Origin of the sequence: Prevotella sp. 20925_1_30, assembly GCF_041433025.1 — a bacterium.
Classification (GTDB): domain Bacteria; phylum Bacteroidota; class Bacteroidia; order Bacteroidales; family Bacteroidaceae; genus Prevotella; species Prevotella vespertina.
In genome coordinates this window covers 46,414-71,453 of sequence record NZ_JAPWAR010000002.1, presented here as the reverse complement: position 1 = coordinate 71,453, position 25,040 = coordinate 46,414, and the positions used below count along the sequence as shown (strand labels likewise).

39 protein-coding genes are annotated in these 25,040 nt (G+C 39.3%); 8 read left to right on the top strand and 31 right to left on the bottom strand.

Going from position 1 to position 25,040, the window contains the following annotated elements; all coding sequences use genetic code 11:
• Positions 1 to 215 precede the first annotated feature (215 nt).
• Both O3603_RS01345 and O3603_RS01340 read right to left on the bottom strand, forming a co-directional pair.
• A complete protein-coding gene (locus O3603_RS01345) occupies positions 216 to 1,064 on the bottom strand; it encodes a hypothetical protein (RefSeq protein WP_371519793.1) in 849 nt (282 codons plus the stop codon).
• 149 nt (positions 1,065 to 1,213) lie between these two features.
• Positions 1,214 to 2,674 carry a hypothetical protein gene (locus tag O3603_RS01340; protein ID WP_371519791.1) on the bottom strand — a complete coding sequence of 487 codons (1,461 nt, stop codon included), beginning with the start codon at positions 2,672 to 2,674 and terminating at the stop codon, positions 1,214 to 1,216.
• 487 nt (positions 2,675 to 3,161) lie between these two features.
• On the opposite strand from O3603_RS01340, the gene O3603_RS01335 reads away from it, so the two are divergent.
• The 8 genes from O3603_RS01335 (at position 3,162) to O3603_RS01300 (ending at position 10,224) form a co-directional block, all read left to right on the top strand.
• On the top strand, positions 3,162 to 3,389 hold the full coding sequence (locus O3603_RS01335; protein ID WP_371519788.1) for a hypothetical protein: 228 nt from the start codon (positions 3,162 to 3,164) through the stop codon (positions 3,387 to 3,389).
• Positions 3,390 to 3,858: 469 nt separating this feature from the next.
• Complete coding sequence (locus O3603_RS01330) at positions 3,859 to 4,077, top strand: DUF6140 family protein (protein WP_287315449.1); 219 nt, start codon at positions 3,859 to 3,861, stop codon at positions 4,075 to 4,077.
• Positions 4,078 to 4,080: 3 nt separating this feature from the next.
• On the top strand, positions 4,081 to 4,857 hold the full coding sequence (locus O3603_RS01325) for a hypothetical protein (protein ID WP_287353090.1): 777 nt from the start codon (positions 4,081 to 4,083) through the stop codon (positions 4,855 to 4,857).
• A 1-nt stretch (position 4,858) separates the two neighbouring features.
• The gene (locus tag O3603_RS01320) at positions 4,859 to 5,704 is read left to right on the top strand and encodes a TerB family tellurite resistance protein (protein WP_371519785.1); all 846 of its coding nucleotides are present in this window, start codon (positions 4,859 to 4,861) and stop codon (positions 5,702 to 5,704) included.
• A 10-nt stretch (positions 5,705 to 5,714) separates the two neighbouring features.
• Positions 5,715 to 7,301: a GTPase gene (locus O3603_RS01315; RefSeq protein WP_371519782.1), complete on the top strand. Its 1,587-nt coding sequence runs from the start codon at positions 5,715 to 5,717 to the stop codon at positions 7,299 to 7,301.
• Positions 7,302 to 7,306: 5 nt separating this feature from the next.
• Entirely contained in the window at positions 7,307 to 9,007 is a 1,701-nt protein-coding gene (locus O3603_RS01310) for a GTPase (protein WP_287353087.1), read from the top strand.
• Positions 9,008 to 9,041: 34 nt separating this feature from the next.
• Positions 9,042 to 9,692 (top strand): hypothetical protein, encoded by a 651-nt coding sequence (locus tag O3603_RS01305; RefSeq protein ID WP_287353085.1) that lies wholly within the window; start codon positions 9,042 to 9,044, stop codon positions 9,690 to 9,692.
• Between the two features lie 10 nt (positions 9,693 to 9,702).
• Entirely contained in the window at positions 9,703 to 10,224 is a 522-nt protein-coding gene (locus O3603_RS01300) for a hypothetical protein (protein WP_371519778.1), read from the top strand.
• Positions 10,225 to 10,306: 82 nt separating this feature from the next.
• On the opposite strand, the gene rplQ is transcribed toward O3603_RS01300, so the two are convergent.
• From rplQ to rplC, 29 genes are all read right to left on the bottom strand, one after another.
• Complete coding sequence (gene rplQ, locus O3603_RS01295) at positions 10,307 to 10,789, bottom strand: 50S ribosomal protein L17 (RefSeq protein WP_371519776.1); 483 nt, start codon at positions 10,787 to 10,789, stop codon at positions 10,307 to 10,309.
• Positions 10,790 to 10,846: 57 nt separating this feature from the next.
• Positions 10,847 to 11,845, bottom strand: a complete 999-nt coding sequence (locus O3603_RS01290; RefSeq protein ID WP_004361631.1) for a DNA-directed RNA polymerase subunit alpha — start codon at positions 11,843 to 11,845, stop codon at positions 10,847 to 10,849.
• A 13-nt stretch (positions 11,846 to 11,858) separates the two neighbouring features.
• Positions 11,859 to 12,467 carry a 30S ribosomal protein S4 gene (gene rpsD / locus O3603_RS01285; protein WP_009012408.1) on the bottom strand — a complete coding sequence of 203 codons (609 nt, stop codon included), beginning with the start codon at positions 12,465 to 12,467 and terminating at the stop codon, positions 11,859 to 11,861.
• A 37-nt stretch (positions 12,468 to 12,504) separates the two neighbouring features.
• Positions 12,505 to 12,894 carry a 30S ribosomal protein S11 gene (rpsK, locus tag O3603_RS01280; protein WP_004383890.1) on the bottom strand — a complete coding sequence of 130 codons (390 nt, stop codon included), beginning with the start codon at positions 12,892 to 12,894 and terminating at the stop codon, positions 12,505 to 12,507.
• A 20-nt stretch (positions 12,895 to 12,914) separates the two neighbouring features.
• Entirely contained in the window at positions 12,915 to 13,295 is a 381-nt protein-coding gene (gene rpsM / locus O3603_RS01275) for a 30S ribosomal protein S13 (protein ID WP_004361628.1), read from the bottom strand.
• Between the two features lie 97 nt (positions 13,296 to 13,392).
• Positions 13,393 to 13,509: a 50S ribosomal protein L36 gene (rpmJ, locus tag O3603_RS01270; RefSeq protein ID WP_004352823.1), complete on the bottom strand. Its 117-nt coding sequence runs from the start codon at positions 13,507 to 13,509 to the stop codon at positions 13,393 to 13,395.
• Between the two features lie 13 nt (positions 13,510 to 13,522).
• Positions 13,523 to 13,741 (bottom strand): translation initiation factor IF-1, encoded by a 219-nt coding sequence (gene infA, locus O3603_RS01265; protein ID WP_004352768.1) that lies wholly within the window; start codon positions 13,739 to 13,741, stop codon positions 13,523 to 13,525.
• Positions 13,742 to 13,744: 3 nt separating this feature from the next.
• A complete protein-coding gene (map, locus tag O3603_RS01260; protein WP_371519771.1) occupies positions 13,745 to 14,548 on the bottom strand; it encodes a type I methionyl aminopeptidase in 804 nt (267 codons plus the stop codon).
• A gap of 16 nt (positions 14,549 to 14,564) precedes the next feature.
• Positions 14,565 to 15,905: a preprotein translocase subunit SecY gene (gene secY, locus O3603_RS01255; RefSeq protein ID WP_009435221.1), complete on the bottom strand. Its 1,341-nt coding sequence runs from the start codon at positions 15,903 to 15,905 to the stop codon at positions 14,565 to 14,567.
• A 4-nt stretch (positions 15,906 to 15,909) separates the two neighbouring features.
• Positions 15,910 to 16,356, bottom strand: a complete 447-nt coding sequence (gene rplO, locus O3603_RS01250; protein WP_155716317.1) for a 50S ribosomal protein L15 — start codon at positions 16,354 to 16,356, stop codon at positions 15,910 to 15,912.
• Positions 16,357 to 16,382: 26 nt separating this feature from the next.
• On the bottom strand, positions 16,383 to 16,559 hold the full coding sequence (gene rpmD, locus O3603_RS01245; RefSeq protein WP_004361623.1) for a 50S ribosomal protein L30: 177 nt from the start codon (positions 16,557 to 16,559) through the stop codon (positions 16,383 to 16,385).
• A gap of 19 nt (positions 16,560 to 16,578) precedes the next feature.
• Positions 16,579 to 17,091 (bottom strand): 30S ribosomal protein S5, encoded by a 513-nt coding sequence (gene rpsE, locus O3603_RS01240; RefSeq protein ID WP_004361622.1) that lies wholly within the window; start codon positions 17,089 to 17,091, stop codon positions 16,579 to 16,581.
• Positions 17,092 to 17,097: 6 nt separating this feature from the next.
• A complete protein-coding gene (gene rplR, locus O3603_RS01235; RefSeq protein ID WP_371519767.1) occupies positions 17,098 to 17,442 on the bottom strand; it encodes a 50S ribosomal protein L18 in 345 nt (114 codons plus the stop codon).
• A gap of 21 nt (positions 17,443 to 17,463) precedes the next feature.
• On the bottom strand, positions 17,464 to 18,030 hold the full coding sequence (gene rplF / locus O3603_RS01230; protein ID WP_009012402.1) for a 50S ribosomal protein L6: 567 nt from the start codon (positions 18,028 to 18,030) through the stop codon (positions 17,464 to 17,466).
• A gap of 14 nt (positions 18,031 to 18,044) precedes the next feature.
• Positions 18,045 to 18,440: a 30S ribosomal protein S8 gene (rpsH, locus tag O3603_RS01225; protein WP_155716316.1), complete on the bottom strand. Its 396-nt coding sequence runs from the start codon at positions 18,438 to 18,440 to the stop codon at positions 18,045 to 18,047.
• Positions 18,441 to 18,565: 125 nt separating this feature from the next.
• Positions 18,566 to 18,868, bottom strand: coding sequence for a 30S ribosomal protein S14 (gene rpsN, locus O3603_RS01220; protein WP_004361619.1), 303 nt, complete (start codon positions 18,866 to 18,868; stop codon positions 18,566 to 18,568).
• A 5-nt stretch (positions 18,869 to 18,873) separates the two neighbouring features.
• A complete protein-coding gene (gene rplE, locus O3603_RS01215) occupies positions 18,874 to 19,428 on the bottom strand; it encodes a 50S ribosomal protein L5 (RefSeq protein WP_004361618.1) in 555 nt (184 codons plus the stop codon).
• Complete coding sequence (gene rplX, locus O3603_RS01210) at positions 19,428 to 19,745, bottom strand: 50S ribosomal protein L24 (RefSeq protein WP_371519763.1); 318 nt, start codon at positions 19,743 to 19,745, stop codon at positions 19,428 to 19,430. Before rplX ends, rplE begins: the two co-directional genes overlap by 1 nt.
• Positions 19,746 to 19,765: 20 nt before the next feature.
• Positions 19,766 to 20,131, bottom strand: coding sequence for a 50S ribosomal protein L14 (gene rplN / locus O3603_RS01205; protein ID WP_004352833.1), 366 nt, complete (start codon positions 20,129 to 20,131; stop codon positions 19,766 to 19,768).
• 2 nt (positions 20,132 to 20,133) lie between these two features.
• Positions 20,134 to 20,400 (bottom strand): 30S ribosomal protein S17, encoded by a 267-nt coding sequence (gene rpsQ, locus O3603_RS01200; RefSeq protein WP_004361615.1) that lies wholly within the window; start codon positions 20,398 to 20,400, stop codon positions 20,134 to 20,136.
• Positions 20,401 to 20,402: 2 nt separating this feature from the next.
• Positions 20,403 to 20,597, bottom strand: a complete 195-nt coding sequence (rpmC, locus tag O3603_RS01195; RefSeq protein WP_155716315.1) for a 50S ribosomal protein L29 — start codon at positions 20,595 to 20,597, stop codon at positions 20,403 to 20,405.
• A gap of 5 nt (positions 20,598 to 20,602) precedes the next feature.
• Positions 20,603 to 21,031, bottom strand: coding sequence for a 50S ribosomal protein L16 (gene rplP / locus O3603_RS01190; protein WP_004361613.1), 429 nt, complete (start codon positions 21,029 to 21,031; stop codon positions 20,603 to 20,605).
• Between the two features lie 14 nt (positions 21,032 to 21,045).
• The gene (gene rpsC / locus O3603_RS01185) at positions 21,046 to 21,774 is read right to left on the bottom strand and encodes a 30S ribosomal protein S3 (RefSeq protein ID WP_004352815.1); all 729 of its coding nucleotides are present in this window, start codon (positions 21,772 to 21,774) and stop codon (positions 21,046 to 21,048) included.
• A gap of 8 nt (positions 21,775 to 21,782) precedes the next feature.
• On the bottom strand, positions 21,783 to 22,196 hold the full coding sequence (gene rplV / locus O3603_RS01180) for a 50S ribosomal protein L22 (protein WP_009435168.1): 414 nt from the start codon (positions 22,194 to 22,196) through the stop codon (positions 21,783 to 21,785).
• Between the two features lie 36 nt (positions 22,197 to 22,232).
• The gene (rpsS, locus tag O3603_RS01175) at positions 22,233 to 22,502 is read right to left on the bottom strand and encodes a 30S ribosomal protein S19 (RefSeq protein ID WP_004361611.1); all 270 of its coding nucleotides are present in this window, start codon (positions 22,500 to 22,502) and stop codon (positions 22,233 to 22,235) included.
• A gap of 22 nt (positions 22,503 to 22,524) precedes the next feature.
• Positions 22,525 to 23,352: a 50S ribosomal protein L2 gene (gene rplB / locus O3603_RS01170; RefSeq protein WP_371519758.1), complete on the bottom strand. Its 828-nt coding sequence runs from the start codon at positions 23,350 to 23,352 to the stop codon at positions 22,525 to 22,527.
• Between the two features lie 7 nt (positions 23,353 to 23,359).
• Positions 23,360 to 23,704 (bottom strand): 50S ribosomal protein L23, encoded by a 345-nt coding sequence (gene rplW / locus O3603_RS01165; RefSeq protein ID WP_009012400.1) that lies wholly within the window; start codon positions 23,702 to 23,704, stop codon positions 23,360 to 23,362.
• Between the two features lie 22 nt (positions 23,705 to 23,726).
• Positions 23,727 to 24,356, bottom strand: a complete 630-nt coding sequence (gene rplD / locus O3603_RS01160) for a 50S ribosomal protein L4 (RefSeq protein WP_004383901.1) — start codon at positions 24,354 to 24,356, stop codon at positions 23,727 to 23,729.
• The gene (rplC, locus tag O3603_RS01155) at positions 24,356 to 24,970 is read right to left on the bottom strand and encodes a 50S ribosomal protein L3 (protein ID WP_009435213.1); all 615 of its coding nucleotides are present in this window, start codon (positions 24,968 to 24,970) and stop codon (positions 24,356 to 24,358) included. Before rplC ends, rplD begins: the two co-directional genes overlap by 1 nt.
• Between the last annotated feature and the right edge of the window lie 70 nt (positions 24,971 to 25,040).

The following is a 25,040-nucleotide window of genomic DNA, read 5'->3' as shown; positions in this document are numbered from 1 at the left end:
CCCCTATAAGCCTTTAAGATAAATAATCAGCCTCAGTGTATTAGGTCTACCCTGCCTTCCCAATCAATAGAAATACTACAGAAAGAAGAACATAACCCAAGGACTTAAACAACAACTGGGATAGACGTTATCGCCTATCCCAGTATCTGTCGTATCAAAGCTAATTATCAGGTGTTAGTCATATATCACAATATATATTCAATCAGTCGTATGATCTATTTACTTGTCTTAATGTTGAATTCTGTTACTTTACTTATACTCTTTTGCCCTTGTAAGACGGTTACAGCAAAGGTTGCCACACCTGCCTTAAGACGCTTATCAGCCTTCACAATAGCTGTATAACGAACGCCCTTACCTGGCGCAATACTCTCTATGTGGACTGATGGACTAATATAAATATGCTGATTACCACTTGTTTCTAATACTGATGGTTGTACATCCGTGATCGTCTTATCACTATGATTCATCACCTCAAAGATAATCTTACCAACTTCATTGCGTGATAAAACACCATCCTGATTATCATCAACAAAACGTGCATTGATTATCTCGATGTTCGGAACGTACTTATAGTTACCTGCCAACTGCTCTACGCTTGATTCTGAAGGGGTCTTGCTCTTTGGTTGAGCAGCACTATAATTGCCAGTATAATCACTTCCTTCGAAATCATAAAGACGATCATCACCAGAATTAGAAGCACTGAACCCACTACTATCTACGCGATTTGGAACAGCATAAACATCTGTTTGATTATCATTTCCATAAGTAGAACGCTCTTTTTGCTCACGTGCTTTACGCTGCTGTACCTTCTCATAATGATCGTGAACATCATCCTTAGCACGCTGATCAGCCTTCTGACCCATTGCCGCACCAATAACAGCTCCACCAGCCATACCAACTATTGTTCCTATATCTGAACCTCGACCGCCACCAGCAATTCCACCGATAGCACTTCCCAAAATACTACCCAACGAACCACCTGACATTGCACCAGAACCAGCATAGGTTCCGCAACTACTCAGCAGAATAGCTGCAGATATGGGGAGGATAAATAACTTCTTCATATATCATTGTTATTATATGTTTGCAAAAGTAACAACTATATTATAGGACGGCAAAGATATTTCCCTACTCAGCGAGGGGAAAACCCTAAAATACCTAAACATATCTTCCACTACTCTGGTTTCCAGAAGTAAAAAAGCAATAAAATTTATTATTCCTCTATCGGAAGATACAACATCAAATGATCAAATGCTATATAATGTTTACCAGCCCAAGTGATAATACCAATAGCATCATTCAACGTACAGTTTCTTAACTCTTCATGCTCAGAAACAGAAACTCTATATGACTTCCCATTCTCATCTTTTACAGAGATAAAATCTGGTGTTATAGCTTCCAATTCTTGATAGAAAGTATAGGAATAGGCTGCAAAATCATTTACTACCTCCATTCCCTTTTCAGTTGGAGCTACCCAATCATCTTTTGCACGTGTCAATTGCATCGGACGAAACCACGACACATCCATCATAAACGACTCAAAAGCTATCTTCGTTGGTTTTTCTCCTCCCCAAAAAACAAAGTGTGGATAAGTGATATCATCCTTTGACAGCTTTTCATTATTCAACCATTGCAATACTGAACGGGGGTGCTGCACACAGGCATAATCCTCACCATTACTATAGAAGCTTACCGTAAACTCTTGCTGATGCAGTTTACCAACCTCGCCTTCCTTCTGAAAATAATGACAGAACAGGTAGCTTGTTGCTAATTCTTCTACTTGCCAGTAGTCTGGTTTATACTCACTATGCTGCTCACCCAGCCAATAACCATCAAGATTAGGATATAACTGGTCCCACTGACCACGCCGACCAGTTTCTGCAACTTGCTCTGCGCTGGCAAGGACTGATAGATTACAAAGTATGTCAGCCGTAAATTTTACCAACCGAATACGCGTCAGTTTCTCTTCCGCTTCCTTTAAAACCTTATGAAAGAGTGTCATCCTTGGCGTTTGTACAAAAAGAATATTCCGATGACATACACGTAGAAAGAAGTTATAAACCAGCTCGTATTTCCCCTTCATCTGCTTCGCATCCCCTTGTCGAGTATCAAAAGACGAGGGCAAGATGCCAAGCAACATCAACAACAAAACCGCAAGGCAATAAGTATCTTCTTCCTGCAATCGCAGTAGAAGTTCTCGCTTCTTTGTTGCCTCACGTTCTGTTATCTCATCATCAAAAATACAAACATTGACAATTTTCTCACAACAATCTATCCTCACATTCCTATCTTCTACATCTTCCTTCAAAGGCTTATACCTTTCCATCAGTCTTTCCGCTAACCCATAAGCGTCTATCAATCTATCAAGAGAAATACCCATTTCATCATTCCACTCACGCTCCAACTCGTGATAAACAGCCTTACGCAAAAAGGCATCTTTCCCACCAACACGACCAAAGGAATTATTTCCACTGCCCGATTTTCCTATATGTTTCCACAGCTCTTCACCACTATTATATAATAGTCTAAGCCGATACACAGCATTTAGTTTTGCCTTTATTGCTTCGTCTTCAGTATCAGTCTCGACAGACTTTCCGCACGTCTTAGCCTCCTCAGTACTTAAGTTGATAGTCTTATCGTCTATATTCATATCTTTCATTCTTAGCTTTGTCATCTTCTATCTGCCTACACATACTATACAGATACAAGTCCTGCCAAATGTTTTCTATTATTAACACCACTTTTCACCCTCAATCTGTAAAAAAGATTCCGAAGTTCTTTCCTACAATTTTGAGTTCCCTTTCTTCATATATTACTAATCGCAGCACTTAAGCTACTCTTCCGCAAAAATACAAATTAATTCCTTTGTACCTCTCACAATTAAATATTTATTTTGCAAACAGAAACAAAAACCTAATGAATTATGAATAAAACAACATTTATCTTTACCCTTGGGATTGCCTTAATCTGCAGCACTACCCTACTCACAACTACCAGTTAAATTGAGTTTTTCTGCTCATAGAGGAGTAAATAGTTCCTACTTTTCAAATATGTTTTATTAACTTGTGATAGTGCAACTCTTTCCCTACAAAGAAGTTGCTTTCTTCACAACAAGACAGAGAATTATAATTTAAATCATCAAACTTATGATCAGAGGTTATATGACTTTCAGATGCGACAACTGCAACAACACTTTCCGTGCATTAGACATTGAGTATGGAGCAACTGCTATGTCAGTTCCAATGCCCTGCCCAAATTGCAACAGCCGCCACACTTACCCTCCTAACTGGCGTATTCTCGGCTTTTATCCTTTCGGCAACAACCATGATCTTTATAAAAGAATCTGGAAAAGAATGGATAAAGAGGAAAACAAGTTTGATAGCCAATAGGCTAAAATGTGATAGCTTCCATTAGCTAAACCAGTAAACAAGCTTTCTACTGAACATATTTTACCAAGCAAATATATCGTAATTATATTCTTTAGAGTAGTATTAATATATACTTTTCATTGTGTTTTCTTTACTTTATTTCATTATTATTTTGCTATTTCCAATAAATTCCCTACATTTGTGCCATGTTTGGTGGGTACTTTACAAACCCCTCGCCATTCATTGCACAAAACTTGCAAACGAGGTTATTCGACCCGGTTAAATCTGGAAAATTCAACTAAGGAGTCGTCACTAATCGAGTTTAGGCAGGTTCTGTGCCCCTATCCTATATGGGGGCATGGACTGTCTTTACTTTATTTTGACTCCAAGGTTTTCCAGAACCGAACCGGATAGATAGAGATAAAGCGGGTCGTGCCCCCTTTCTTCTTTTGACTTCGTCTAATACAATTATAACTAAAAACAAAAAATCATGGCACTTTTCAAAATTACCGTGAAGATGTCAAAGCACTGTGATGGCATGGTTATAGAACCAGGCATGAGCATCCAGTATGCTGCATTCTTCTCAAACGTTCTTTCAAACGACAAAGAACGAGACAAAATCAACACTCTCTTCTTTAACCACTTCGGTGTAGACCTAAAGAAGATGAATGCTTTGACCTCAGCGTATTTAAATATTGAAAAAATATAAATAATGAATATGCCTACATCTATCAGCTTATACGAACTACTCAACAATATTATTGTAGGTTTGGCACTAATGTTTCTATGTTTACCATTAGACTGCAACTTGAATGATCAATGGTGGCTACTTTTTGCAGCTTATATAGCAGGTGCTTTGTATAGTAAACTAAACGAGGCGTCTATCGGTCTCCTTTTTAGAAACTTGGATAAATTAATAAGTGAAGCAGAACACAAAGAAAAAACCACAAAAATAAAAACATATTACGAAGCCTACTATGAGGGCTGGAAATCATACTGCATAAACAACGTTTCTTCCTTAGAAGCCTTATTAGCCTTCTTACGAAATGTCTGGCCAATTATTATAGCAGCCCTCCTTGCTATACTATTTAAGGAGTGTTCTGACGAGAATTCCTACTTTGCTTTAAAGCCTATTATATTACTAATTGCTTCTTTGATCATTATTGCTGTATTGCTAAGAATACCAACAAATCTTGATGACTTTAGAAATAGTATCCAAGGGATTATTCATACTTTTTCAAGTAATCCTGTCTTTTTATTTATAATTAATTTTTTATACTTACAATTTATATATTTACTTCCTCAGATTTTTCCATGTTTAAAATGTATAGATATACAAGACACATCATATAAACAAATATGCACATTGAATCTTATAAGGTTCTTACTAATACTGCTGTTTTTCCTTCCTCAGCTCGGTTATTATCTTCAGATGAAGATATATGGGCTTGTCTTTGAATATAAGAAATATAACAACAAAAATAATTAATATGTCAGAAAAATATCAAAACTGCGTATTTCTTTTGGCCTGTCACTTAATCGTTGCAGACGGAGAAATTAACACAAAAGAAATCAGCGTACTAGAAAATTACCTTAACGTTGACAACACAAAAGAGCTATCCATAGAGAAACAAAAAATATTCTCTGATGATGAAAACAAGAAAAGCATTGAGGAACTTCTACTTGAATTAAAAGAAGAGCAGTTAACTGAAGAACAGAAAAAAGAAATTATAGAGATTCTCTCAGATATAGCATTTAGTGATAACTATATTTCTGCACAAGAACAAGAGCTAATAGAATATATAGCTCAAAGCCTCCAAGTAGATTATAAGGATATTTTATCTCAGAAATCCATACTCAATGAACAAGAAATAGAATCAACAAGACTTAAGCTATATCAAAAAGTATTTGGAAAGATACAAAAGACCTTTTATAACAAGTTTCTAAACAAAGAAAGTGAGAAAAACATGGACCACCTTTTTGGGAGCCTAGGCTTTTCTACTGTGATTGAAAAAATTTCAGATGAAGCAATCATAGATATTAATAGTGTAACAGAAATAATAAAAAAAACCAATGAGGATTTGGTTATTGGAAAACAAGAAATAGACAAACTTACCTATCCTCAAACTTCAAGAAAAGAAGTAGAACAGATTATAGATGTTGTGCAAGGAATTAAAAATCATTTCAACACAATGATAAATAGTTCTCTAGCAGAAAACCTTGCAATATTAGATAAGAAAAAAAGGAATATTCGTTACTTTACTATAGCTTTTATGGGTAGGACAAAAGCCGGTAAGAGTACATTTCACAAAATTATCACACAAGAAAAAAAATGATGATATTGGTGTGGGAAAGCTGCGTACAACACGTTATAACCGTAGTTGGTATTGGGACAAATTACGTATTGTTGACACTCCTGGAATTGGAGCACCAGGGGGGGATGTTGATACAGAAATTGCAAAATCAATTATTGATGAAGCAGACTTAATATGTTATATTGTGACAAGTGATGCTATCCAAGAAACAGAGTTTGATTTTTTTGAGACAATCAAAGAGCGCAACAAACCATTATATATAATTTTAAATGTAAAAAGTAATCTTACAGAAAATATCAGACTCAAAAGATTTTTAAGAGATCCTCATAAGTGGCGTGAGTGCAATGGACCACAATCTATCCAAGGGCATTTCGATAGAATACGAGAAAGACTTGATGGTAAATATAATATGGATGCAGTTAAGGTTATCCCAATCCACCTACTTGCAGCCCAAATAGCAATGCAAGAAAAGGAAAGTAATCCTGAGAATTATAAAAGTTTACTCGAAGGCTCAAATATTATGGAGTTTATACGTTCTGTTAAAAAGGAAGTATATGAGTCGGGCAGTTTAAAGAAAAGTCTTAGTGTTATAGATGGTACAGCATACCAAATACATCTTTTTCACCAACAACTTCAGAGTGATATTGTTCAATTAAAGAAAAGTACAGAATCACTCAAAAAGAAAAATGACAGTTTAAAAGAGTTTTTTCAAAGGGAATCAAGCAAACTGACAAATAATATAGCTAAGTTATTTAAGTCAACTCAAGATGACCTAAATAATTATGCCGCCATCTTTGCAGATATAAATTACGAAAACAAGAATGCAGGCAAGACATGGAAAGAGGATTCTAATGTGGGAAATAAAATATCTGATTTAAACGAACAAATAACAAAAAAACTGAAAAACTTCAATGAAGAAATAAAAGAAAGAATAGAAGAAATAAGTTCTGATATTAAATTTATAGACAAAATTTCATCTACAGTATCTGTCCAAACAGACTCTATCTACGACACAAGACTTGGAGCTGGAATAACAGGCGCAATTATTACAGCCATAGCTCCTGTTATAATTTCACAGTTGTGGCATCCTGGAGGCTGGATATTGGCGGCATGCACACTTATAGTCTCAGGCATAGTTGGATTTTTCACATCCTTATTCGAATCCAAAGAGGACAAAAAGAAAAAAGCCAAGAAAAAGCTCAGAGAACAGCTATACGAAAACATTGAGAAAAACATCAATACTAATAAAAAAGAAGCTCTTAATAAAATACATTCTTCTATAAGTTCAATGAATGATAGTTTAAAAAGCCTATTAGGAACATATATAGATGAAGTAGAACAACTAATAAGAATTTTGGAAGATATACAAGAAAAATGCATAGGAAAGGAGCAGAATATAAATGCTCTTATCAGTCTAAGAATCTTGGAATATGTACATAAAGAACCATTTGCAGTCAAGAAACAATCCCAACTACAAGAAAAAGAGATAAGGCAAATGTTTCCTGTTAAACGAGATTGGGAAAAACAGACTCTAACATACCACTACACGACAAACTGTAGTGATAGAGAGAAAAAAGAAGCTGAAAAAGCTACACAAATGAATATAATCTTTAAATAAAACAAATGGATAAGAAATTGAATTATGCAGTATATCATCAACGTCTTGATATACTCACAGACAAAACAAGGGAACTACTCACTGAAACCAATTGTGAAGATTTAGTTCAACAGTTAAATTCTGATCTTGCTACTGTCACAGATAGAAAGCAATTAAAAATTGCATTCGTTGGACAATATAGTGCGGGTAAGTCTACCATCATTTCTGCACTTACAGGATGTAAAGACATAAAGATAGATGCAAACGTAGCTACAGATAAAGTGTCAGAATATCATTGGAATAATATTATTCTAATGGACACACCTGGAATATTAGCAGGAAAGACAGAAGCACATGATATAAGTACAAAAGAAGCTTTATCTAACTGTGATTTAATATTCTATGTTTTAACAAGTCAACTCTTTGATGACATTGTTTTCAACAACTTCATTGATTTAGCATATAATCAACATTTTGCAGATAAAATGTTTATTATCATAAATAAAATGGGTATGGAATCAGGGAACTATGATGATCTAGTTAGAAACTACACGACCTCTCTTGCTAATATGTTTACTGAAAGAGGATATAAGTTGTCTGATTTCCCCATAGCTTTTATTGATGCCTATGATTATATTGAAGGAATAGAAGAAAACGATGAAGAATTTGTTCAAGTAAGCCATTTTGAGCAGTTTATTGATATGCTTAACTCTTTCGTAAGCAAAAAAGGAGTAATAAAAAAACAATTTGATACTCCTATCCGACTATTACAAAGTTACGCTAAAAACATTGCAGTATCAGCAATTGATACTACTTTAGCCGAATTTTATCGTCAATTTGAACAAAGACTATTAAAAAGTCAAAGAGAACTAAAACAAGAAGTTGAAAATATTCTATATTCATACGATTCCAACTCAATGCGAGAAGTAATAAATCTAACTAATGAAATTGGAGAAGGAATTAAAGAAGAAGACTGGAAACTGAAACAAGACGAACTAAACAAAAAACTTGAAAACACAATTTCAACAACATCTAATGACATAGAACAAAAAATAGAAGAAACGTATAAATCTCTCATGAATGATTTAGAAGATTTTGGTAATAAGGATGCTATAGTTGCATATTCTGATCATTTACAAGAAAAATTAAATGCACCAAATATAACGATGACAGAAAGGCAAAATCTAACAACTCAAAACCTAACAATAGCATGGCTTAGAAATGGTGCAATTAGTATAAATAATTTAGCACCAAATGTTAATTCTGTTTTTGGGGGAATAAGTAATGCTTCTGGTTCTGCTCTACATAATACTGTTTATAATACAGCTAAATTCTTTGGAAAAAATTTCAAACCATGGGAGGCTGTTCGATGGGCTAGCAACATAGCTAAATTCGCTAAATTTGGAATACCTATTATTACAGGAGGACTAGATATATTTCTCCAGCTACGTAATGATCAGCAAGAAAAGAAGATAGAGAAACAAATTAGAGAAGCAAAAAATAAAATGATAACAAGCTATCAAACTGAAATAAATAAAATCAAAGATCAATTCACCCAATATCTACAAAGCGTTTTAAATAACTACAAATCTAAACATGATGAAGTTAATCAATCAATAAATCAAATAATCATTAACTCTAAAAGGAATGATGCAATTACAAAAAAGATAAAGGAACTTGAAGGCGAATATATTGACTTCATAGAAGTTATAGATAAAGAAAAATAAGATTATAGTTTTTGTCAAGAAATACTATTAAGTAGTGGAACTAACAAATACATACAACTCCGACATCATACATTACTATGAGAATCCTCATTTGGAAAGTAGTTACGAAAAGATGGAAACTCTCATCTTTAATCGTCGAATGCTCCTTAACCAACGATTCAAGCCAACAGATGAAAACTATCAGCTGTTAAAGGAATTCAACGAAAGACTTAAAGAAGTAGTAATTAAAAACTATCAACAAAGTAAAGAGTTGTATTACAACACAAAGAAAATGTTGGCAGATAGTGGAAGTAGCTTGCAGTTTGAGGGGGTAGAATGTAAAATCTTCTTAGGAAAAAACAAACAATACTCGAACAGTAATCCTTTTCAAGGAGAAGATTCAGAAATGATTTGGGAGATTCTCAATGATGAGAGTTATAATGACATCTATTGCAAATATGGTTGCTGTATGAGCTTCGACGGATATCATGGAGAGGAAGACGACAAGAGTGAAATGGAACTCATGGGAATGCAAGATGCTGATGATTGTTGGAATGAAGGGTTAGACCGAGAATGGAGTTACGACTTACACCTTCATCAGCATTTCCACAATCTATACGACCATACAAGCTTCAGTATCATCGATTTCATTTATGTTAGGGACTTCTACACAAAGTTTGAACTAAAATTTAATCAGAATACTTAAACAAGAATAAATGGAAAGAAAAGAATTATGCATAATCTCCGACTCAGACATCCCAGCTGGTTCTGGTGGTATCAACGGAGAAGGCTATACATACGGACAATTGCGCCATCAACCCATTATCACAGAGATATTACAACGTATCACCCACCCTATTGCACGTCAAATGGCAGAGGAATGTAACGAACGTAACAGCAGAGATGGGTTTACAATGTATAAAGTAGATGGGGAATACTGCTTTGAAGGACTAAGAGTAGGACCAAAAGTAAAAATCCCTTCTAAAGAAGAGTTATTAGCTCTGTTAGGTGATCAACCCGTCAACGCAGCCTCTATCCGTAACATCACATATACGCTCATACGTGAAGAATTAGCACGTTTATACGGAACATCTGTACAAGAAGCTGCAGACATCATAGGTAACCAACTTGATTGCGCTCCGCACGAAGACATCTCTGGCTATATCTTTATGGTACCCAACTGGGCACATAAATGGTTCCGCCACAATGGGTATGTGTCAAGGATGTTAAAACAGTAAACAAGCTAACTATCACAAATAAAAAACTCCCGATACATTAAGTACCGGGAGTTCTTTATTATAGAGATAAAATCTATTCGGATTATTCAGCCTTTGCCTCTTCAGCAACGTTCTCAGCAGCCTCTGCAGGTGCATCAGCCTTCTTTGTAGAACGACGGCTACGACGAGTCTTCTTAGCTTCAGCCTTTGAAGACTTAGCCATGTTCTCATCATAGTCAACAAGCTCAATGAATGCAATCTGAGCAGCGTCACCCTGACGAGTTCCGAGCTTGATAACACGTGTGTAACCACCTGGACGATCGGCTACCTTTACTGAAATCTCCTTGAAGAGCTCAGTAACAGCCTCTTTGTTCTGAAGATAACGGAATACAACACGACGTGAGTTAGTTGTATCGTTCTTAGAACGTGTAATCAGCGGCTCAACATACTTCTTAAGAGCCTTTGCCTTAGCAAGAGTCGTAGTGATTCTTTTGTGCTGAATCAAAGCAACTGCCAAGTTTGAAAGCAACGCAGCGCGGTGGTCAGCAGTACGACCCAAATGGTTGAATTTCTTATTATGTCTCATTTTGTTTTTAACTTGTTGTGGATAAACCCGTCAACTTGTCTTTAGACAATACGTCAACTATTCTTTATCCAATTTATACTTTGTAATGTCGGTTCCAAACGACAGATTCAGACTCTCGAGCAAATCATCAAGCTCAGAAAGCGATTTCTTACCAAAGTTACGGAACTTAAGAAGATCCGTCTTGTTGTACTGTACGAGGTCGCCCAGTGTCTCTACATCAGCTGCCTTTAAGCAGTTAAGTGCACGAACACTCAAGTTGAGACTTGCGTCGGTCAACTTGGTTTTCAAGAGCTGGCGCATGTGCAGAACTTCCTCATCAAACTCCTGGTTGCCCTCCTGATCTGGATTCTCAAGAGTAATCTTCTCATCAGAGAACAACATGAAGTGATAAATAAGAATCTTTGCAGCCTCTTTCAGTGCATCCTTTGGGTGGATGGAACCATCAGTCGTAACTTCAACAACCAATTTGTCATAGTCGGTCTTCTGTTCAACACGATATGGCTCAACGGCATATTTTACGTTACGAATTGGGGTGTAGATGGAATCGATTGGGAGTACGTTTACATCAGTGCAGTATTCACGATTTTCCTCAGCTGGAACGTAACCACGTCCCTTGTTGATGGTCAAATCAATCTGCATAGAAGCCTTGGAGTCTAAATGACAAATCACCAAATCAGGGTTTAACACTTCAAATCCAGTCAGATACTTACCGATATCACCTGCTTTGAATTCGGTGGAATTCTCTACGGTGATACTAACTTTCTCATTCTCGAATTCTTCTACTACTTGCTTGAATCGAACTTGCTTGAGATTCAAGATGATGTTGGTAACATCTTCCTTTACACCAGGAACTGAAGAGAACTCGTGCTCAACACCTGCTATACGAATGGTATTGATTGCGAAGCCTTCCAGCGATGAAAGGAGGATGCGACGAAGAGCGTTACCAATGGTAACACCGAAGCCAGGCTCAAGTGGACGGAATTCGAACTTGCCGAAATGGTCATTGGCCTCCAGCATCACTACTTTATCAGGTTTTTGAAATGCTAATATCGCCATTAATTTAATGATTTTATTGTTTAGAGTACAACTCAACGATTAACTGCTCCTTAATGTTCTCTGGGATGTCAGCACGATCTGGACGATGAAGGAACTTACCGCACTTAGCGTTATCATCCCACTCAAGCCAAGGATACTTGCTGTGGTTAAAGCCTGCCAAAGCAGCCTCGATAACCTCAAGTGACTTAGCCTTCTCGCGAACGCCAACAACATCACCAGCCTTTACCTGATAAGAAGCAATATTTACGACATTACCGTTAACAACAATATGCTTGTGGCTAACGAGCTGACGTGCAGCAGCACGAGTAGGAGCGATACCAAGACGGAACACTACATTATCCAAACGACTCTCAAGGCTCTGAAGAAGAACCTCACCAGTGATACCATCTGCCTTAGCAGCCTTGTCGAAAAGATTACGGAACTGACGCTCCAAAACGCCATAAGTGTATTTAGCCTTCTGCTTCTCTGCAAGCTGAGCACCATACTCAGATACCTTGCGACGACGATTATTGCCGTGCTGCCCTGGAGGGAAGTTTCTCTTAGCTAATACCTTATCTGCGCCGAAAATTGGCTCACCAAAACGGCGTGCAATTCGTGATTTTGGACCTATGTATCTTGCCATAATTAATATGAATTCTTTTAATTGTTATAAGATGTGATTATACACGACGACGCTTTGGAGGACGACAGCCATTGTGTGGCAACGGAGTAACGTCTACGATTTCAGTTACTTGAATACCTGCTGCGTTCACCGCACGGATTGCGCTCTCACGACCGTTACCTGGACCTTTAACGAATGCCTTAACCTTACGAAGACCAAGATCAAAAGCTACCTTTGAGCAATCCTCTGCTGCCATCTGTGCAGCGTAAGGAGTATTTTTCTTTGATCCACGGAATCCCATCTTACCAGCCGAAGACCAAGAAATAACTTGACCCTCGTTGTTAGCCAAAGATACAATAATGTTATTGAATGAGCTATGTACATGGAGCTGTCCAAGTGCATCAACTCTTACATTTCTTTTTTTAGATGTTGCTGATTTCTTTGCCATAATTAATTTCCTCCTTAGAATTACTTAGTAGCCTTCTTCTTATTAGCAACAGTCTTCTTCTTTCCCTTACGGGTACGAGCATTGTTCTTAGTACTCTGACCGCGAACAGGAAGACCATTACGATGTCTAACACCACGATAGCAACCTATATCCATGAGGCGCTTGATGTTCATCTGGATCTCAGAACGGAGATCACCTTCAACTTTGAATTCAGCACCGATAATTTCACGGATCTTGGCTGCCTGGTCATCAGACCACTCGCTGACCTTCAGGTCACGGCTAATACCAGCCTTATCCAATATCTTTGCTGAACTACTTCGACCAATACCATAGATATAGGTCAATGCGATTTCGCCACGCTTATTCTGGGGCAAATCTACTCCAACAATTCTTATTGCCATTGTTTGATAATTAAAAAATTAATGTCATTTTGCGCTAAAAAGCACGCAAAGGTAAGCATAATTTACGAGAGAGCTTACCTCTTTACGCTTTTTTAACTTAACCCTGACGCATTTTAAACTTAGGGTTTTTCTTGTTAATAACGAACAGACGACCCTTACGACGAACTATCTTACAGTCAGCTGTACGCTTCTTTAATGATGCTCTTGTTTTCATATCTCTATGTTGTTTATTTGTATCTGAAAACGATTCGACCCTTAGTTAGGTCATATGGACTCATCTCAACCTTCACCTTATCACCAGGAAGAATTTTGATGTAGTGCATTCTCATCTTACCGGAAATATGAGCAGTGATATCTACACCATTCTCTAATTCTACGCGGAACATCGCATTTGAAAGCGCTTCGAGAATTGTTCCATCCTGCTCTATCGCAGTTTGCTTTGCCATAAACTAATTAAAATTTTGTCCTTCTAAATGTTCAACTTCCTCAAACGAAGATAAAATATCAGCCTTGCCAGCTCTTATGGCAATAGTATGCTCAAAGTGTGCTGCTGGACGATGATCACGTGTAACAATGCTCCAACGATCTGGCAATAATCCGATTTCTTGATTACCCATTGTAACCATAGGTTCTATCGCAATACACATTCCTGCTTTGAGTAAAACACCAGTTCCCCTCTTTCCGTAATTAGGAATTGAAGGATCTTCATGCATCTCTCGTCCAATACCATGTCCTGTTAACTCGCGAACAATACCATAACCTTGTGCTTGGCAATATTCCTGAATAACATGACCAATGTCTCCAACATGATGACCAGCTTCTGCCACTTCGATACCCTTATAAAGTGATTCCTTCGTTGCTCGAAGCAAATTCATTATATCTTCACTTACTTCTCCAACACAGAAAGTATAACAACTATCACCATTGAAGCCATTAAGCAAAGCCCCACAATCAATTGAAATTATATCTCCATCCCTCAGTACAACATCTTCACTAGGAACACCATGTACGACGACATCATTAACAGACGCACATATACTTCCAGGGAAAAGTGTACCATAAGAACTTGGAAAACCTTTGAATGTAGGTATGGCACCATTGTCACAAATAAACTCTTCAGCTATTTTATCTAACTGGAGAGTTGAGACACCTGGCTTAACATGACGACCAACTTCTGCCAGAGTTTTACCTACCAGCAGGTTGGCCTCACGCATAAGTTCTATTTCATCTTCTGTCTTTAGAAATATATTCATTCCCTAAGATAAAGATTTAATAAGCCGCAACTCCAGTATTGCTACGTGTATGCCCAGAATTAAGCAGTCCATCATAATGGCGCATCATTAAATGTGACTCAATCTGCTGAAGTGTATCTATAACTACACCAACAAGAATCAACAATGACGTACCACCAAAGAACTGACCAAAAGCACTCTGAACATTCAAGAAACCAACTAATGCAGGCATAATAGCAATAAAAGCTATGAATAAAGAACCTGGCCCTGTTATACGTGACATAACAGTGTCAATATAGTCAGCAGTATCCTTACCAGGTTTAACTCCTGGAATAAATCCATTGTTTCGCTTCATATCCTCAGCCATTTGAGTTGGATTCAATGTAATAGCTGTATAGAAATAAGTAAACAAAATGATAAGGACTACATAAACAATATTGTAAGCCAAACTCTTTGTATCCATAAGAGACTGGAGTACAGAACTACCATTGTCCGTTGAATATTGAACTATAGCCAAAGGAATAAACATTAAAGCCTGAGCAAAAATAATGGGCATTACATTGGCTGCAAATAGTTTCAATGGGATATACTGACGTGCTCCACCATATTGTTTATTTCCCACAACACGTTTAGCATATTGTACAGGAACCTTACGTGTACCTTGCACTAGTAGAATAGATGCACATACAACAGCATACAAGATAATCAGTTCGACGATAAACATAACTAAACCACCACTTGTAATTGCTGTAAATCTACTACTAACTTCTTGTATAAAAGCTTGTGGTAGACGAGCAATGATACCAATCATAATAATAAGAGAGATACCATTTCCAACTCCCTTGTCTGTGATGCGCTCACCAAGCCATAATATGAACATAGACCCTGCTGCTAGTATTACAGTCGCAGGAATCATAAATGTAGTCCAATCAACACCTGTAGCAAGTGCTCCAGAGGCCTGCATCTTTAAGTTCATTAGGTAAGACGGTGCCTGAAACAATAGAATAACTACTGTCAGGACACGCGTATACCAATTAATTTTCTTATGACCACTCTCGCCTTCACGCTGCATCTTTTGGAAATAAGGAACAGCAACAGCTAGGAGCTGCATAACAATAGAAGCTGAGATATATGGCATAATTCCTAATGCGAAGATTGACGCATGGGAGAATGCACCACCGGAGAACATATCCAAAAGCGACATAAGACCGCCGGCTGTCTGCGACTGCAATTTCTCTAATAAGGCTGGATTGATACCTGGGAGTACTACAAACGAGCCGAATCGATAAATAGCTGTAAACAGAATCGTTATTAGAAGTCTCTGACGTAGGTCTTCAACTTTCCAACAGTTCTTCAGTGTCTCAATAAACTTTTTCATTAACTTAGATTATAGTTGTGTTACCACCCACTGCCTTAATAGCTTCTTCAGCAGTCTTAGAGAAAGCATTTGCTGAAACTTCCAACTGAGCCTTCAATTCTCCATTACCGAGAACCTTAACAAGTTCCTTACCATTGGTAAGTCCAGCAGCCTTAAGCTCCTCAACACCAATCTTAGTAAGATTGTTCTTCTCAGCAAGTGCCTGAAGAGTAGAAAGATTTACAGCGAAATATTCCTTGTGGTTGATGTTCTTGAAACCAGCCTTCGGTACACGACGCTGGAGAGGCATCTGACCACCCTCAAAGCCAATCTTCTTCTTATAACCAGAACGTGACTTTGCACCCTTATGACCACGAGTAGAAGTACCACCGAGCCCAGAACCTGGACCACGACCAATACGACGACGTGAATGTGTAGAGCCAACAGCTGGTTTCAAATTATTTAATTTCATAATTACTGTTTTCTTTAAAAGATTAATTAATCAATTACTGATACCAGGTGATGCACCTTACGGATCATACCTCGGCAGCTTGGAGTATCCTCTACCTCAACAACCTGAGAAATCTTACGAAGTCCCAATGCCTGCAAAGTTTCCTTCTGGTCCTTAGGAGCACCAATACGGCTCTTAATCTGCTTAATCTTAATTGTTGCCATAATTTAATACCTCCTAAAATTAACCGTTAAATACTTTATCCATGCTAATACCACGCTCACCAGCGATTGTATATGCGTCACGCATATCAGCGAGTGCAGCGATAGTAGCCTTTACAAGGTTATGAGGGTTAGAAGAGCCCTTTGACTTTGCAATCACGTCAGTAACACCTGCGCTCTCAAGAACAGCACGCATAGCACCACCGGCCTTCAAACCAGTACCGGCAGCAGCTGGCTTAAGGAGAACATGAGCACCGCTAAAGCGAGCCTCTGCCTCATGAGGAACAGTACCCTTCAAAACAGGAACTTTAACAAGGTTCTTCTTTGCTGAATCTGTACCCTTCTGGATAGCAGCAGTAACCTCACCAGCCTTACCAAGACCCCAGCCAATAACGCCCTTACCGTCACCTACAACGACGATAGCTGCGAATGTGAAAGTACGACCACCCTTTGTAACCTTAGTTACACGGTTGATAGCAACCAAGCGATCTTTCAGTTCAACATCACTATTTACTTTTACTCTATTCATTGCCATAATCGTTTAGAATTTAAGTCCTCCCTCACGTGCAGCATCAGCCAAAGCCTGTACACGTCCGTGATAGAGATAACCGTTACGGTCAAAAACAACCTGCTCTACGCCAACAGCCTTAGCATGCTCAGCAACGAGTGCACCTACTTTCTTAGCCTGTTCAATCTTAGCCATCTTATCAAGGCCAAGTGAAGAAGCAGAAGCGAGTGTTGTTCCTGTCAGATCGTTAATAACCTGTGCATAAATCTGCTTATTACTGCGGAAAACGCTCAAACGTGGGCGCTCAGCAGTACCGTTCACACTCTTACGAATGCGGAACTTTATCTTAATTCTTCTTTGTTCTTTCTTTGTTGTCATAATCGTAATGATGTATTAAAGTTACTTAGCTGCAGCTGTCTTACCAGACTTTCTGCGAATAACCTCACCCTGGAACAGGACACCCTTACCCTTGTAAGGCTCAGGCTTACGGAAAGAACGAATCTTTGCACAGATGAGACCAAGCAGCTGCTTGTCAGCTGATTCAAGAGTGATGATTGGATTCTGGTTACGCTCGCTCTTTGTCTCAACCTTAACTTCTGAAGGAAGCTGAATAAAGATTGGGTGAGTATAACCAAGAGAGAACTCTACCAAGTTACCCTGGTTAGAAACACGATAACCTACACCAACAAGTTCCAATGTCTTTTTGTAACCCTCACTTACACCAACAACCATATTGTTAACAAGTGAACGATAAAGACCGTGGAAAGCCTGCTTCTGCTTGTAGTTTACTGGGCTATTCTCATCAATTTCGAATGTTACCTGACCGTCCTCGATGATAGTCTTAATAGAAGAATCTACCTTCTGAGAAAGTTCACCCTTAGGACCCTTTACTGTAACAACACCATTGTTAAGAGCAACTGTAACGCCAGCTGGAACACTAATTGGTAATTTTCCTATTCTTGACATATTCAATCCTCCAATTAATAAACATAGCAAAGAACCTCACCACCGATCTTCTCTGCAGCAGCTTCCTTGTCTGTCATTACACCTTTAGACGTGGAAAGGATAGCAATTCCAAGTCCGTTAATTACTCTCGGCATGTCTTTGTAACCAGTATACTGGCGAAGACCTGGGGTAGAAACACGCTTCAACTTCTTGATAGCGCTCTGCTTTGTTACAGGATCGTACTTAAGTGCGACCTTGATTGAACCTTGGGGACCATCCTCAATGAACTTATAGTTCAAGATGTAACCCTTCTCGAAGAGAATCTTAGTAATAGACTTCTTCAAGTTAGACGCAGGAACATCAACAACACGGTGATGAGCCATGATTGCGTTTCTGAGTCTTGTCAGATAATCTGCTATTGGATCTGTCATAAAATATAAATGTTTAATTAATCGGGACTACCCCGACAATATTAAAAAATCGCTTGAAAGCGGATAATGAGCTGCAAAGATACAAAATCTTTTTCACAATTCACTATCCGCGTCGATATATTTGCTTACCAGCTTGCCTTCTTAACTCCTGGAATGAGTCCCTGAGATGCCATCTCACGGAACTGAATACGAGAGAGACCGAACTGACGAATGTAACCCTTTGGACGTCCTGTTATCTTGCAACGATTGTGCAAACGGATAGGATTAGCATTCTTAGGAATAGACTGCAACTTGCGAGCAGCCTCATAAGCCTCTTCAGGATCATTTGAAGTAGCGATAATCTTCTTCAGAGCAGCGCGTTTCTCAGCATAGCGAGCAACAAGCTTTGCACGCTTTACCTCGCGAGCTTTCATTGATTCTTTTGCCATATCAATTAATCGTTTTTAGCATTCTTGAATGGAAGTCCGAAGCCCTTCAGCAAAGCATAACCTTCTTCATCAGTCTTAGCTGATGTTACGAAGGTAATGTTCATACCCTGGATGCGGTCAACCTGATCGATATTAATCTCTGGGAAAATAATCTGCTCGGTGATACCGAGAGTATAATTTCCACGACCATCGAACTTGCTCTCGATACCCTTGAAGTCACGGATACGTGGCAAAGATACGCGAACGAGTTTCTCGAGGAACTCATACATACGCTCACGACGCAGAGTTACCATTACGCCGATAGGCATCTTCTTACGCAGTTTGAAGTTTGCAATATCCTTCTTTGAATAAGTTGCAACCGCCTTCTGACCTGTAATAGAAGAAATCTCGTTAACAGCAACCTCGATAAGTTTCTTATCCTGAGTTGCATCACCAAGACCCTGATTGATAACAATCTTCTTCAAAACAGGAACCTGCATAGCTGAAGAATAGTTAAACTGCTTCTGCAAAGCAGGAGCAATCTGCTCCTTATACTGTTTCTTTAACTGAGCTGTATTCATTATTTAATTTCCTCCCCTGACTTTTTAGCGATACGCTTAACAATCTTGCCTTCACGCTCAATCTTGATACGTGTAGCCTTACCGCTCTTCGGATCGATGAGACTTAAATTTGAGATATGAATTGCAGCCTCCTGCTTAATGATACCACCTTGTGGGTTAGCAGCAGAAGGTTTTGTGCTTTTAGAGACCATATTCAAGCCCTCTACAATAGCACGTTCCTTATCTGCGATGACCTTAAGCACCTTTCCAGTCTTGCCCTTATCTGCACCAGCAAGAACAATGACCTGATCGTCTTTCTTTATATGGAATTTTGCCATTTTATTATTCTATTTAATAATTAAAGAACCTCAGGTGCCAAAGAAACGACCTTCATATTCACTGCACGCAGCTCACGAGCAACAGGACCGAAGATACGGCTACCACGAATTTCGCCTGCGTTGTTCAGTAATACACATGCATTATCATCGAAGCGGATGTATGAACCATCAGCACGACGAATCTCCTTCTTTGTGCGAACGATCAAAGCCTTTGATACTGCACCCTTTTTCAATTCACTTGATGGGATGACGTTTTGTACAGCAACTACGATAACGTCACCAACACTTGCGTAACGACGGCCAGTACCACCGAGTACACGAATGCACTTAGCTTCACGAGCACCGCTGTTATCACATACTGTAAGTTTTGATTCTGTCTGTATCATAATTACTTAGCTTTTTCTACGATTTGAACTAATCTCCATCTCTTTGTCTTAGAAAGAGGACGAGTCTCCATAATGAGAACTGTATCACCTACATTAGCCTCATTCTTCTCGTCATGAGCATGGTACTTCTTTGTCTTCTGGACAAACTTACCATAAATAGGGTGCTTCTCCTTGAACTTAGCTGCAATAACGATGGTTTTATCCATTTTGTTGCTGATAACGACACCCTGTCTTACTTTTCTTAAATTTCTTGTTTCCATCTGGACCATTGTTATTTATTAAGTTCTCTCTGAGAAAGTTCTGTTTTCATACGTGCAATATCACGACGAGCGGCCTTAATCTGAGATGGATTCTCAAGTGGAGTAATCTGATGATTCAGCTTCATCTTAGCAAGAGCTGTCTCAGCATTCTCAATCTTCTCAACCAAATCCTTGGTATCGAGTTCTTTTACTTCTTTAATCTTCATCTTTCTTAAGCGTTTTTATCGAAATCACGTCTAACAATAAACTTTGTCTTAACAGGCAGCTTCTGTGCAGCGAGACGAAGAGCCTCCTTTGCAATATCAAAGCTTACGCCCTCTACTTCAAAGAGAACACGACCTGGAGTAACTGGTGCAACCCATCCTGCTGGATCACCCTTACCCTTACCCATACGAACATCGGCAGGCTTACGAGTGATTGGCTTATCAGGGAAGATGCGAATCCAGACCTGGCCCTGACGGTTCATATAGCGGTTTACTGCTATACGAGCGGCCTCAATCTGACGGCTGTCGATCCACTTAGCCTCAAGTGTCTTGATGCCGAATGAGCCGAAAGCCAGCTGTGTACCTCTGTGGGCGTTGCCTTTATTGCCACGTCCGTCTTGAGGTCTTCTATATTTTACTCTTTTTGGCTGTAACATGATAGCTTCTTCTTTTAACGGTTATTGTTTCTTCTACGATTACCTCTTCCAGAACGGCCACCATTGTTAGAACGGCCATTGCTCTTCTCCTGAGTAAAGTTAGGAGTAAGATCTACCTTGTTGTAAACTTCACCACGGCAAATCCATACCTTAATACCCAACAGACCAACCTTTGTAAGGGCTTCTGTCTGACAATAATCGATGTCTGCACGGAATGTATGCAGAGGAGTACGACCCTCTTTAAACATTTCCTTACGAGCCATTTCGGCGCCGTTCAGACGACCTGTAATTTGAACTTTGATACCCTCAGCACCAGCACGCATAGTGTTAGCGACTGCCATCTTGATAGCACGACGGTAAGCAATCTTACCCTCTACCTGGCGAGCGATATTGTTACCAACGATGTTTGCATCAAGTTCAGGTTTCTTAACCTCGAAGATATTAATCTGAATTTCCTTCTTGAAAAGGTTCTTCAACTCTTCTTTAAGCTTATCAACATCCTGACCACCTTTACCGATAACGATACCCGGACGAGCGGTGCAAATAGTAATGGTGACGAGCTTCAATGTGCGCTCAATGACAATACGGGAAACGCTTGCTTTTTCCAAACGCTTGTTCAGGTAAGTACGAATCTTGCGATCCTCTACGAGATTATCCCCGAAATTCTTGCCACCGAACCAATTTGACTCCCAACCGCGGATGATACCTAGACGGTTGCTAATTGGATTAACTTTCTGTCCCATTCTACTATTTATTTATCATCATTATTAGCGTCATTCTTTGAATCAACGAAAAGAGTGACGTGGTTAGAACGTTTGCGGATTCTGTAGCCACGGCCCTGTGGTGCAGGACGCATGCGCTTCATTGTAACGCCTTCATCAACGAAGATCTTAGAGATATAAAGTTCACCGTCTTCAGCCTTGCGGTCATTCTTTGTCTCCCAGTTGTTGATAGCTGAACGCAGAAGTTTCTCAACGTTCTGAGCAGCAGCCTTCTTGGAGAATCTCAGCACGCCAAGGGCACGATTGACTTCCATACCACGAACCATGTCTACAACATAGCGCATCTTACGTGGAGAAGAAGGACAGTCCTTGAGCTTTGCAAAATACTGGCTTCTCAAAGCTTCTTTACGAGCTTCAGCCTTTATATGTTTTCTTGCTCCCATTATATTTTTCTATTTTCTAAATGGATTATGACCTGCTTACCTCTTATTATTACCAGAGTGACCACCGAAACGGCGTGTAGGGCTGAACTCTCCGAGCTTGTGACCTACCATATTCTCAGTAATGTAAACAGGGATAAATTTATTTCCGTTATGAACTGCAACAGTGTGACCCACAAAATCAGGGGAAATCATTGATGCTCTGGCCCATGTCTTAACTACATTCTGCTTACCACTCTCATTCATAGCAAGAATCTTCTTCTCGAGTGATACGTTGATGTATGGACCTTTTTTTAATGAACGACTCATAATTTACTCTTAATTACTTTGATTACTTCTTGTTAGCTCTCTCAATAATGTACTTGTTTGAAAGCTTCTTAGGTGCACGAGTCTTAAGACCCTTAGCGTACAAGCCCTTACGTGAACGTGGATGACCACCAGACTGGCGACCTTCACCACCACCCATTGGGTGATCAACAGGGTTCATAACAACACCACGGTTGTGAGGACGACGACCCAACCAACGAGAGCGACCAGCCTTACCAGACTGCTCAAGAGCGTGGTCAGAGTTACCTACACTACCTACAGTTGCCTTACAAGCTGACAAAATCTGGCGTGTTTCACCAGAAGGGAGCTTGATAACACAATAACTGCCTTCACGAGAAGTAAGCTGAGCAAAATTACCAGCCGAACGAACGAGCAATGCACCCTGACCTGGACGTAACTCAATATTATGAATTACAGTACCAATAGGAATGTTAGCCAAAGGAAGTGCGTTACCAACCTCAGGTGCTGCCTCAGCACCTGACATTAGTGTTGCACCAACCTGCAGTCCGTTAGGAGCAATAATGTAACGTTTTTCACCATCAGCATAGTATAACAGCGCAATACGAGCTGATCTGTTAGGATCATACTCGATTGTTTTCACTACAGCTGGAACACCATCTTTCTCTCGCTTGAAGTCGATAAGACGATACTTCTTCTTGTGACCACCGCCTATATAGCGGACAGTCATCTTACCGGTGTTGTTTCGACCACCGGTAGAACGTTTACCGTAAACGAGAGACTTCTCTGGCACGGATGCAGTAATATCCTCGAACGTGCCAATAACCTTGTGTCTTTGTCCCGGTGTAACCGGGTTTAATTTACGTACTGCCATTTTTTATTTAAATATTGCTATAAAAATCGATTGAATCGCCATTCTTCAAAGTGACGATAGCCTTCTTGAATGCGTTCTTCTGTCCTTTCACAAGACCTGCCTTGGTATAACGTGCTTGACGCTTACCTGCGTAACGAACGGTATTCACATCTACTACTGTAACGTTGTACAAAGCCTCAACTTCTTTCTTAATCTCAAGCTTGTTGGCCTCAGGCTTAACGATGAAACCATACTTTGGCTGTGCCAAAATAGTTCTCTTCTCACCCTTGTGCTTTACAACCTTATCCTCAGAAGACTTGTCTGTCAACTTGGTCATCTTTTCAGTGACCACTGGTTTAATGATAAATCCCATAATTCTTCTTGTCTCCTAATTATTACTTGGTTAAGATTTCGTCAATAACCTTCAGAGAGTTTTCTGTAATAACTACTACATCAGCATTCAAAACTTTGTATGAATTTACCTGTGAAGCAGTCATAACCTCAGCCTTCTGCAGATTACGAGCTGACAAATATACGTTTTTCTCTACTTCTGGCAAAACGAGAAGGACTTTCTTGCTATCAACTTTAAGATTTTTCGCAATATTTACGAAATCTTTAGTCTTTGGAGCATCAAGATTGAAATCTTCTACTACAACAATAGCATTATCCTGTGCCTTATAAGCCAATGCAGACTTACGAGCAAGAACCTTTACCTTCTTATTCAGCTTGAAGCTGTAATCGCGTGGCTTAGGACCGAATACACGACCACCACCTACGAGGACTGGAGAATTGATATCACCACGACGAGCACCGCCGCCGCCCTTCTGACGACCCAACTTACGAGTAGAACCAGCGTGCTCACTTCTTTCCTTTGACTTAGCTGTACCCTGACGCTGATCAGCGAGATACTGCTTAACTGCGAGATAGAGGACGTGATCGTTAGGCTCAATTCCGAAGATATTCTCGTTAAGAGTTACCTTACGGCCGGTCTCCTGACCTTTGATATCTAATACGTTAATATCCATTACTTCTTAATTATTACGGTTGAACCATTACATCCAGCAACACTACCCTTAACAAGGATAAGATTGTGCTCTGGAATAACCTTTAACACCTGAAGGTTCTGAGTAGTTACTCTGTCGCCTCCCATCTGGCCGCCCATGCGCATGCCCTTGAAGACCTTAGCTGGGTAAGAACAAGCACCAATAGAACCCGGCTTACGAGCGCGGTCATCCTGACCGTGAGTAGACTGACCTACACCACCGAATCCGTGACGCTTTACAACACCTTGGAAACCTTTACCCTTAGATGTACCTACAACGTCTACAAACTTAACGTCATTGAACAATTCAACAGTAATAGTGTCACCGAGGTTATATTCCTCGTCAAACTTGAACTCGGCCAAGTGCTTCTTTGGTGTTGTGCCGGCTTTCTTAAAGTGTCCCTGCTGTGGCTTAGAAGTTCTCTTCTCTTTAGCCTCGCCGAAACCTAACTGAACAGCCTTGTAACCATCCTTTTCTACGGTTTTAACCTGGGTTACAACACAAGGACCAGCTTCGATAACAGTGCACGGAACATTCTTACCGTCGGCACTGAAAACGGATGTCATTCCGATTTTCTTTCCTAATAATCCTGGCATTTCAATTAATGATTTTAAAATGAATGTAAATGCTTTTTGTATTAATTTGTTTCTTATTTGTCAACAGATG